The 9,571-nt window shown below is 69.5% G+C and carries 8 protein-coding genes, 1 tRNA gene and 1 pseudogene; 4 read left to right on the forward strand and 6 right to left on the reverse strand.

Features of this window, described 5'->3' with window-relative positions; genetic code table 11:
* Positions 1-8 precede the first annotated feature (8 nt).
* Positions 9-1,067, reverse strand: a complete 1,059-nt coding sequence (gene selD, locus JHD82_RS21230; protein ID WP_043781849.1) for a selenide, water dikinase SelD — start codon at positions 1,065-1,067, stop codon at positions 9-11.
* 99 nt (positions 1,068-1,166) lie between these two features.
* On the opposite strand from selD, the gene JHD82_RS21235 reads away from it, so the two are divergent.
* The 4 genes from JHD82_RS21235 to JHD82_RS21250 all read left to right on the forward strand — a co-directional run bounded on the left by JHD82_RS21235 (position 1,167) and on the right by JHD82_RS21250 (position 4,456).
* A complete protein-coding gene (locus JHD82_RS21235; protein WP_199138600.1) occupies positions 1,167-1,991 on the forward strand; it encodes an N-acetyltransferase in 825 nt (274 codons plus the stop codon).
* Between the two features lie 182 nt (positions 1,992-2,173).
* Entirely contained in the window at positions 2,174-2,731 is a 558-nt protein-coding gene (locus tag JHD82_RS21240; protein ID WP_199138601.1) for a YfiR family protein, read from the forward strand.
* A complete protein-coding gene (locus tag JHD82_RS21245; protein WP_012205319.1) occupies positions 2,728-3,957 on the forward strand; it encodes a sensor domain-containing diguanylate cyclase in 1,230 nt (409 codons plus the stop codon). Before JHD82_RS21240 ends, JHD82_RS21245 begins: the two co-directional genes overlap by 4 nt.
* Position 3,958: 1 nt before the next feature.
* Entirely contained in the window at positions 3,959-4,456 is a 498-nt protein-coding gene (locus JHD82_RS21250; protein WP_199138602.1) for an OmpA family protein, read from the forward strand.
* 32 nt (positions 4,457-4,488) lie between these two features.
* On the opposite strand, the gene JHD82_RS21255 is transcribed toward JHD82_RS21250, so the two are convergent.
* From JHD82_RS21255 to JHD82_RS30395, 5 genes and pseudogenes are all read right to left on the reverse strand, one after another.
* Positions 4,489-4,584: transfer RNA gene (locus tag JHD82_RS21255), tRNA-Sec, on the reverse strand.
* A gap of 181 nt (positions 4,585-4,765) precedes the next feature.
* Positions 4,766-6,697, reverse strand: a complete 1,932-nt coding sequence (selB, locus tag JHD82_RS21260; RefSeq protein WP_199138604.1) for a selenocysteine-specific translation elongation factor — start codon at positions 6,695-6,697, stop codon at positions 4,766-4,768.
* 10 nt (positions 6,698-6,707) lie between these two features.
* Positions 6,708-8,198 (reverse strand): L-seryl-tRNA(Sec) selenium transferase, encoded by a 1,491-nt coding sequence (gene selA, locus JHD82_RS21265; RefSeq protein ID WP_233174837.1) that lies wholly within the window; start codon positions 8,196-8,198, stop codon positions 6,708-6,710.
* A 14-nt stretch (positions 8,199-8,212) separates the two neighbouring features.
* Positions 8,213-9,187, reverse strand: a complete 975-nt coding sequence (fdhE, locus tag JHD82_RS21270) for a formate dehydrogenase accessory protein FdhE (protein ID WP_199138606.1) — start codon at positions 9,185-9,187, stop codon at positions 8,213-8,215.
* Positions 9,188-9,393: 206 nt separating this feature from the next.
* Positions 9,394-9,571 (reverse strand): annotated as a pseudogene (locus JHD82_RS30395) (formate dehydrogenase cytochrome b556 subunit); the annotation flags it as partial.

A 9,571-nucleotide genomic window follows, 5' to 3' on the forward strand; every position in this document is an offset into this window, starting at 1 on the left:
GCTGGCCGTCAGTCCACGATGACGCGCGGCTCGCCCGCCTCCATGCGGCCGACGATGGCGGCACTGCCAAAGCCCTGCTCGGCAAACAGTGCAAGCACCTGGTCGGCAACATCCGGCGCGCAGGACACGAGCAGGCCGCCCGAGGTCTGCGGATCGGTGAGCAGCGCGCGCTGCGCATCGGTGATGCCGGCGCCCAGCGCAACCTGCGCGCCATACGAGGCCCAGTTGCGGCCCGAGGCGCCCGTGATGACGCCCTGCTCGGCAAAGCCCTGCACCGTGGGCAGCACGGGCAGGCTGCGGCTGTCGATGCGTGCCGTCAGGCCCGCGCCGCGTGCCAGTTCCAGGCCGTGGCCCAGCAGGCCGAAGCCCGTCACATCGGTCAGCGCGTGCACGCCGTCCATCTTGCCCAGCGCCGTGCCGGGGCGGTTGAGCAGGGTGGTTGCTTCCACCATGGCGCGGTAGCCGGCCTCGTCCAGCAGGTTCTTCTTGAGTGCGGCCGACAGAATGCCCACGCCCAGCGGCTTGCCCAAGATCAGCACGTCGCCGGCCCGGGCGTCGGCATTGCGCTTCATCTGGCGGGGGTTGACGATGCCGATGCCGACCAGGCCGTAGATGGGCTCGACCGAGTCGATGGAGTGGCCCCCGGCCAGCGGAATGCCGGCATCGCGGCAGACCGATTCGCCGCCTTCCAGGATCTTGGCAATGGTGTCGTGCGGCAGCACATTGATGGGCATGCCCACTATGGCCAGGGCCATCAGGGGCTGGCCGCCCATGGCGTAGATGTCGGACAGCGCATTCGTCGCGGCGATGCGGCCGAAGTCATACGGGTCGTCCACGATGGGCATGAAGAAGTCCGTGGTCGCCACGATGGCCTGCTCGTCGTTGATGCGGTAGACGGCGGCGTCGTCGGCGGTCTCCGTGCCCACCAGCAGGTCCGGGAAGAACTGCTTGGGCAGCGCGCTCTTGCCGATCAGCTCCGCCAGCAGGCCCGGCGCGATCTTGCAGCCGCAGCCGCCGCCATGGGACAGCGAGGTGAGTCGGGGGGCTTGGGAGGTGTCTGTGGTCATGGAGCAATCCGGCGATCGGCGGCGATCGCAGTAGTGGGAAAGAGTGCCTGCCGCCAGCGCGGCGGCGCGCCATATTATGGGCGGGCACAGCGGGCGGCCATGGTACAAGCGGGCATGTCCAAGTCTTTCACTCATGACCGCGCATCCGTGGAATGCGATCCCGAGACGGTGGTGGGCGTGGAGCAGCGCGGCTTCAACGCCTGGCCGGCCCAGCGCACCGTGCTCTGCGGCGACTGGCTGCTGCGCGCCGCGCAGGGCCATACCAAGCGCGCCAACTCGGCCAATGCCCAGCAGCCCGGCGCCCGCCTTGACGCCTTGCTGCCGCAGATCGAGGCCTTCTACGAGCGCCAGGGCCTGCCCGCGATCTTTCGCCTCTCGCCCCTGGCAAGTCCCGAGGCGGATGCGCAGCTGGCGCAGGCAGGCTACCTGCTGGCCGACCCTTCCCTGGTGATGCGTGCCGCATTGACGGACATGGCGCCGCCAGCGAACGACCAGGGCTGGACCCTTGCCATTCAAGCCCGGCCTGGCACGGCCTGGCTGCAGGGCTTTGCCCAGGCCGGCGCCGTGCCGGAGCAGCACAGGCAGGCGCACCACCATATGCTGCAGTCCATTGCCTGGCCCGCCGCATTTGCTTCGCTGCAAGTGGGCGGTGGAGCGGGCGGCGAGGTGGTCGGGTTTGGCCTGGCCGTCGTGGAGCGCGGCTGCGTGGGCCTGTATGACATCGTCATCACGCCTGCGCTGCGCGGCCAGGGACTGGGCCGGGCGCTGGTGCATGGCCTGATGCACTGGGGGCAGACACAGGGAGCGCAATGGGCCGAACTGCAGGTGCGTGCGCCCAACATGGTGGCGCGCGGGCTGTATGAAAGCCTGGGCTTTCAGGCACTCTACGGCTATCACTACCGGCTGCCTGCCTCTGCGCTTTGAGGTGTTGCCGCATTGGCCCATCACGGGCGCCCCGGCGTGACAGTCCCGGCGGCCCGATGGGGTCGATATGTGAAAAAATGCTTCAGTGCGCCAGCGTGGCGCAATGCATGGATATTCCGTTCAAGGAGCCTTGGTTGGCAGCTCGCACACATCGCATACATCACACATACCGCAGGTGGGGCATGGATTGCAGGATCAAAGGCCTGTCTGCCCGGGCCTGGCTGGTCGTGGGTCTGCTGGCCTTGCAGGCCGGGCTGGTGGGGCAGGCACATGCGGAGCCGGCGGCCGATGAGCATGAGCTGGGGGTGACCCGCACCGTCGTAGGCATCCTGGGCTACACGCGCTGGCCCACGGAAAGCCCCGTGCTGCGGCTGTGCGTGGTGGGCTCCACCGAATATGCCGACGACCTGCTCAATGGCGCCCCGCAGACCGTGGGCAGCCAGCGGCTGGAGGTACGGCGCGTGGCGCCCGTCGATGCGCGCGCACTGGTCGAATGCGAGGGCATTTATGCCGGCCAGCTCGATGAGGCGGCCTGGCGCAAGCTCATGGAGCAGCTGGCCGGGCGGCCGCTCCTGACCATCAGCGAGCGGGGCGAGCTGTGCCGCATCGGCGCCATGTTCTGCCTGCGCCGCCGTGGCGAGGGCGCGGGCTTCGAGGTCAGCCTCGACTCAGTGGCCCGCAGCGGCCTGCGTGTCAATCCCAAGGTGCTGCAACTGGCGCGCCACAGGACCTTGCCATGAAGTTGTCCCTGTCCGGCAATGCCTCCCTGCGCAACGTGATCCGCCGCGCGCACCTGCGCATGGCGGCGGTGGCCATCGCGCTGGCGGGGGCGCTGCTGCTCATCGTCGGCGTGGCCACCCTGCGCCTGTACCTGTCCAACAACCTGCATCTGGTGGCCCGTTCGCTGGCCTATACGGTCGAGGCATCGCTGGTCTTCGGTGACCGCGACGAGGCCGCCCGCGTGCTGGACCAGCTGCTGCGTGGCGAAGGCGTGGCCCACGCCGAGGTCTTCGATGCCGAGGGCCGTCCGTTCGTGCGGTGGTCAGGCCATGGTGGCTCGGCGCTGTCCAGCATCGGGGAGCTGCTGGCCGTGGGCATTGGCCTGCCGCGCGCCGAGGCCGATGTGCGCCAGGACGGCAGGCTGGTCGGCAGTGTGCAGCTGGCCAGCGATGGCGTGGGCCTGGTCCGTTTCCTGGGCGCAGGTTTCATCGTGCTGGTGCTGTGCGTGGGGGTCAGCGGCTATGTGGGCCTGCGCCAGTCGCGCCGCATGCTGCGCGACATTGCCGAGCCGCTGCAGCAGCTGGCGCGCGTGGCCCGGGCCGTGCGCCATGACCGATCCATGGACCAGCGCGTGCCGCTGGCGCGCATTGCCGAGCTGCGCGAGTTGGGCGATAACTTCAACGCCCTGCTGGCCGAGCTGCAGACGCGCCATGAGCGGCTGCAGCAGCAAAATTCGGCGCTGGAGCGGCAGGCTTCGCGCGACAGCCTCACGGGGCTGGCCAACCGCCTGCATTTCGAGCAGCGACTGCAGCAGGCGCTGGACAGTGCGGCGGAGAGCGGGCAGAAGCTGGCCGTGCTGTTTCTGGACAACGACCGCTTCAAGCAGGTCAACGATGCCTACGGCCATGCCGTGGGCGATGTGCTGCTCAAGGCGGTGGGTGCCCGGCTGCGCTCGCAGGTGCGCGAGACCGATCTGGTCGCACGGCTGGGCGGCGACGAATTCGCCATCCTGCTCTATCCCGTGGGCGGGGGCGGCGATGCGCAGATGGTGCGGGACAAGATAGAGGCTGCCATGCGCGAGCCATTGGTGGTTAGCGAAGGCGTGGTGCTGCAGCCTTCGGTCAGCGCGGGCGTCGCCCTTTTTCCCAAGCATGGCCAGAGCATGGAGACGCTGATGCGCCATGCAGACCAGGCCATGTACCAGGCCAAGGCCATGCGCCAGGCCGAACGAATCACAGGAGGATGACATGTTGAAACGACGGAGCTGGATCCGGATGTGCGGTGCAGGTGCGGCCGCAGTGCTGGCCCTTGCGCTGGTCGGTTGCCAGACGGTGCCGGCCAAGGCACCGGGGCTGACCGAAGAACAGCAGCAGTTGCTGCGCAGCCAGGGTTTTGCGCAGGCAGACCAAGGCTGGGAGCTGCAGATGTCGGGCAAGCTGCTGTTCGGCTTTGATTCGGCCGAAGTCGGCGCCCAGGCGCGCACCAAGGTGCTGGAGCTGGGCCGTGCCCTCAAGGGCGTGGGCATCGAGCGGCTGCGCGTGGAAGGCCATACGGACGATCGCGGCAGCGATGCCTACAACATGCGCCTGTCGCTGCGCCGCGCAGAGGCGGTGGCCGATGTGCTGGCCGAAGCTGGCCTGGCGCGCCAGGATATCGAGGTCAAGGGCCTGGGCCGCGCCATGCCCGTGGTGCCCAGCGATGCGGCGGAGAACCGCCGCGTGGCCATCGTCGTGCCCTTGCAATAGCCGTAACCTGGCTGGAATCAGAGTCGGGGGATTGGCGGAAAGCAGCAGGAGTCGAACCTACCCAGGAGCGGCTGACGCCCCTGACCGGGTTTGAAGCCCGGGCGCACCACCGGGTGCGTATGCTTTCCTTCTGGACTTGAAGCTCCCCCTGAGCGGCTTACGCCGCTTCCCCCTCTCTACCCGCTTCGCGGGGGAGGGGGACGACACCCTTGCGGCGGGGCGGCCCTTGCTCGGTGTCCCTCGCCTTGGGCCGCGCCGGTTGCTGGCGTCGTGGCGAAGCAAAGCTGGCCATTGTAGCGGCCCCTTGCCTCAAATTCTTGCTGTGGCGCCAGTGGTCCACTGCACATCGGGGCGCAGCAGGTGGGCGTCGCGCAGGCGGCGGGTGTAGCCGATGCGGTCGAAGAATTCGAGGATCTGGATGGCGCGTTTGCGGCCCAGGCCGGTGGCGTCGCGGAAGGCGTGGGCCTGGATTTCGGCGTTGGGGGTGGAGGAGGCCAGCTCGCGGACCAGGGCCGCGAGTTCGTCCATGCGGGCTGCCGTGTAGAACAGGTCCTTGGTGACTTGGAACAATTGGCCCTGGCGTGCGAGCTTGCGCAGCAGCTGGCGCACGGTTTCCTCGCCGGTGGCGCTGTCGCGGGCCAGGTCGCGCACCCAGGGCGGGTCGTAGCGGCCGGCCTCGATGGCCGGCAGCAGTTTCTGGGCGATCTGCTTTTCACTGTCCGACAGCTGCACGCTGTGGCCGGGCAGGTGCAGCCAGGCGCCGCTGGCGGCCAGGCTGCCGTCCTGCAGCAGGGCTTGCAGCAATCCCTTCCACAGCGCGTCATGCCCTGCATGCACCAGGCCCGACAGTGCCATGCGGCGCAGGCGTGCGGCGTTCACGCCGGGCTCGTCGGGGCTTTTGTCGTGGAAGCGCGCCATGCTGTCCAGCACCTGGTTGCGCAGCTGCTGCAGGCGTGCCTCGCCCAGCAGCAGCGTATCGCCCTCGGCCAGGGGGAGGCGGTGCAGGCGGGCATCCGTGGCCACCGATGCGCGGCCCGTCAGGCGCATGAGCTGCGATGTGGCAATACCGTGGGCCGCGCCTTGCACCAGCGCGCTGGCATCCCCGGTGGCAATCAGCGATTCCAGCGCCTGCAGATAGGCCGTGCGCTCGGGGCTGCGGCGCTTGCGTGCGGGTGCAAAGGGGTCGATGACGCTGCCGCCGGCAATGGTGCGGCTGGCCTGGGCATTGCGCACGATGAGCCGGTCGCCGGGTTGGGCATGTACGGGTATGTCCAGCACCAGCTGGACGATGGCCTGTTCGCCCGGGCCCAGCGGCTGGTCCTGCAGCAGGGCCACGTGGGCCGTGCAGCGCGCCGTACCGATGTGCACATGCACAGGCGTCCATTGGGCCAGTGATGGCGCATCGGCCAGCAGTTGCAGGCGCACGTCGATCCGGTCGCTGGCCTGCAGCAGCCGTGCGTCGGCGATCCAGTCGCCGCGCGTGATGGCTTCCTTGGCAATGCCCGACAGGTTGAGCGCGCAGCGCTGTCCGGCCAGGCCCTGTTCGCTGGCCTGGTTCTGGGCATGCAGGCTGCGCACGCGCACCTCGGTGCCCGAGGCCGAGTGCACCAGCGTGTCGCCCACCTTCACCTGGCCGCCGAACACGGTGCCCGTGACCACGGTGCCCTGGCCAGGCAGCGTGAAGCTGCGGTCCACGGCCAGGCGGAACAGCCCGTCGCTGGCCCGCGCGGGAATGGACTGGGCGCGCGCCATGAGGTGCTCGCGCAGCTGCGCCACGCCTGCGTCGTCAGGCAGGGCTGCCGCGGTAGGGAAGGCCGGCGCGCCGGCCCGCGGCGGGGGGGCCAGCAGGGCCTGGATCTCGGCGCGCACCAGCTGCAGCCGCTCGGGCGTGGCGCGGTCGGCCTTGGTCAGGGCCACGGTGGCTTCGCGCACGCCCAGCAGCTGCAGGATGTCCAGGTGCTCGCGCGTCTGCGGCATGACGCCGTCGTCGGCGGCCACCACCAGCAAGGCGTGGTCTATGCCCACGGCGCCTGCGGCCATGGTGTGCACGAATTTTTCGTGTCCGGGCACGTCGATGATGCCCAGCACCTCGCCATTGGGCAGCGGCGTGTAGGCATAGCCCAACTCGATGGAGATGCCGCGCGCCTTCTCTTCCTTGAGGCGGTCGGTGTCCACGCCCGTGAGCGCGCGCACCAGGGTGGTCTTGCCGTGGTCAATGTGGCCGGCGGTGCCGATGATCATGCGTTCGTCCTCAGGCGATGTGCAGCAGCGGCAGCTGTTCGGTGAAGGCAGGCTCGTCGGCTGCCTCCAGGCAGCGCAGGTCCAGCCACAGAGCGTCGTCATGCAGCCGGCCGATGACGGGGCGGGGCAGGCTGCGCAGGCCGGCCTCCAGCCGGGTGAGCTGGCGGCCGGCCTGGCGACCGTCGGCCGGATGCAGGCGCAGGCCCCAGCTGGGCAGGTTTTCCACGGGCAGGGCGCCGCTGCCGATCTGGCTGTTCATCTCGGCGGTTTCCACCACGTAGCGGCGGCCCAGCGCCTGCTGCACCAGCGGCTGCAGCGCCTGCGCGCGGGCCCGCATGTCGGCCTGGGGCCGCGTGAACAGGCGCAGCGTGGTCAGGCGCTCGGCCAGCTTTTCGGGGTGCAGGTACAGGCGCAGCGTGGGCTCCAGCGCAGCCAGGGTGAGCTTGCTCACGCGCAGTGCGCGCTTGAGCGGGTGTTTCTTGATGCGGGCGATCAGGTACTTGCGGCCCACGATCAGGCCGGCCTGCGGGCCGCCCAGCAGCTTGTCGCCGCTGAAGGTGACGATGTCGGCGCCCGACTCGATGGTCTCGCGCACCGTGACCTCGTAGGGCAGGCCCCATTCGCGCAGATCGACCAGGGTGCCGCTGCCCAGGTCCACCACCATCTGCAGGCCGTGCGCGTGGGCAATGGATGCCACCTCCGCGTCGCTCACGGCCTTGGTGAAGCCCGTGATGGCGTAGTTGCTGCAATGCACCTTCATGAGCAGGCCGGTGTGTTCGCCGACAGCGCCTTCGTAGTCGCGCGCATGGGTGCGGTTGGTGGTGCCCACCTCGACCAGGGTGGCGCCTGCGCGCGTCATCACGTCGGGAATGCGGAAGGCCCCGCCGATCTCCACCAGCTCGCCGCGCGAGACGATGACCTCGCGCCCGGCCGCCAGCGTGGCCAGGGTCAGCAGCACGGCGGCGGCGTTGTTGTTGACGACGGTGCAGGCCTCGGCGCCCGTGAGTTCGCAGACCAGGGATTCGATCAGGTCGTCGCGGTCGCCACGGCCGCCGTCCTCCAGGTCGTACTCCAGGTTGGCCGGCGCCGTCATGGCGGCCACCACGGCGTCCACGGCCTCCTGCGGCAGCAGGGCGCGGCCCAGGTTGGTGTGCAGCACCGTGCCCGTGAGGTTGAAGACGGTGCGCAGCCGGGGCGCAAAGCGCTGCGCCAAGCGCAGGCCGGCCGCCTGGACCACCTCAGTGATGCCGGGCGCGCCTGCATCGGGCTCGCCCGACCGCAGCCGCTCCTGCGCATCGGCCCGCATCTGCGCCAGGGATTCGCGCACGGCCTGGGTGCAGGCATCGAGGCCGTGGCGCTCGCGCAGCGCGAGCATGTCGGCGCTCAACAGCACCTTGTCCACGGCAGGCAGGCGCAGCGCGGACGGGGCAGGGGAGGCGGCAGGGGATGCGGCAGAGGGGGCGGCAGAGGGGGCGGCAGAGGGGGCGGCGGTATCGGTCATGGCGTGCGAAAGGGTCAGGCAGCAGGCGTGGCGGGGTCGATCAGCGCGTCGCCGGCCTCCTCCTGCTCCTCGGCAAAGGCCACGTAGAGCAGGGGATTGGCGCTGGCGCGCTGAAAGCGCGTCTCCTCGCCCATCAGCAGGTCCAGCATCAGCGAGGCCAGGTCGTCGGCCAGGGGCTCGGCCATCGGGTCCTTTTCCTGGTTGACCACCTTGCGGTAGCTGCCGCATTCCTCGCAGGTCTCGGCCAGCACGGTATCGCCTGCGCCATCGATGCCCTGGTACTCGACGCCCTTGGTCGACTCGCAGTGGGAGCACTTGACGCGCACCATGTGCCACTCCGTGCAGCAGGTGCCGCAGTGCAGGTAGCGGTGGCCCGCCGCCTTGCCGCCGATGCGCAGCACGCTGGCCACGGGCTCGCTGGCGCAGACGGGGCAGATCGAGGCGGGATCGGTATAGGGCACGTCGCGTGCGCTCAGGCCGCTGGCGCGCGTGGCAAACACCACCTGCAGCGCAGCCATCACAAAAGGCGCCATGCCCACGTGGCGGGCCGCCACTTCCTTTTGCAGCAGCCGCTGCGCGATCTCGTCACGCCCGGCCGTGTCCAGCGCGCGCAGCTCCTGCAACAGCGGCTGCAGCGGCACAGGCAGGCCATCGGCGCCCGACAGGGCATCGAGCATGCGGTCCAGCACGCCGTGCCAGGCGGCATCGATATGGTCGGCGGCAGGCAGCAGCGGCATCGAATGCTCCTGCGCCCGCGCGATCAGCGCCGCATCGGGCGCGGCCAGCGTCAACTGCCCGGCCGCCTTGCCCTGCGCGTCCACGATCTGCGCCACAAACCGCAGGTAATCGGCAATCGGATTGCCCTCGGCCAGCTGCCGCAGCCGCGCCGCCCGCTCGACGAACAGCCCCGGCAACTGCGGCAGCAGCACGCGCGGAAAACTGGTGTGGTCCAGCGACTCGATATCGCCAGGTTGAAGAATGCGTTGCATTGGAATGAATCCCAAAAAAACAGCCGCCCGGATCGCTGGGCGGCTGGGTGCTCAGGCTGATGCCTAGTATGACGCCATGTCTGTGAAAACTGGCGCGGCCCAAGGCGAGGGGCACCGAGGAAGGGCCGCCCCGCACCGAGGGTGCCGTCCCCCTCCCTCGCGCAGCGAGTAGAGAGGGGGAAGCGGCGTAAGCCGCTCAGGGGGTGTCAGTCGTTATCCCCGGTCATCTTGCGATACCACCCCCGGTGATGCTGCTTGGCCCAGGCCCGCGTCACCGTGCCGTACAGCATGGCGCGGATGGTGCCCCGGGTCCAGATGGCCGCGTACACGTGCATGATGATCAGGCCGATCATCCACACGCCCGCAATGGCATGCACCACAGAG

It is taken from the genome of Delftia sp. ASV31 (assembly GCF_016428765.1).
Taxonomy (GTDB): Bacteria; Pseudomonadota; Gammaproteobacteria; order Burkholderiales; family Burkholderiaceae_C; genus Comamonas; species Comamonas acidovorans.

Bases quoted from the DNA above. Each gene is read 5' to 3' on its own strand.
- fdhE (WP_199138606.1), bottom strand. From the start codon at position 9,187: ATGCAACGCATTCTTCAACCTGGCGATATCGAGTCGCTGGACCACACC.
- selD (WP_043781849.1), bottom strand. From the start codon at position 1,067: ATGACCACAGACACCTCCCAAGCCCCCCGACTCACCTCGCTGTCCCAT.
- JHD82_RS21250 (WP_199138602.1), top strand. From the start codon at position 3,959: ATGTTGAAACGACGGAGCTGGATCCGGATGTGCGGTGCAGGTGCGGCC.
- selA (WP_233174837.1), bottom strand. From the start codon at position 8,198: ATGACCGATACCGCCGCCCCCTCTGCCGCCCCCTCTGCCGCCCCCTCT.
- selB (WP_199138604.1), bottom strand. From the start codon at position 6,697: ATGATCATCGGCACCGCCGGCCACATTGACCACGGCAAGACCACCCTG.
- JHD82_RS21245 (WP_012205319.1), top strand. From the start codon at position 2,728: ATGAAGTTGTCCCTGTCCGGCAATGCCTCCCTGCGCAACGTGATCCGC.
- JHD82_RS21235 (WP_199138600.1), top strand. From the start codon at position 1,167: ATGGTACAAGCGGGCATGTCCAAGTCTTTCACTCATGACCGCGCATCC.
- JHD82_RS21240 (WP_199138601.1), top strand. From the start codon at position 2,174: ATGGATTGCAGGATCAAAGGCCTGTCTGCCCGGGCCTGGCTGGTCGTG.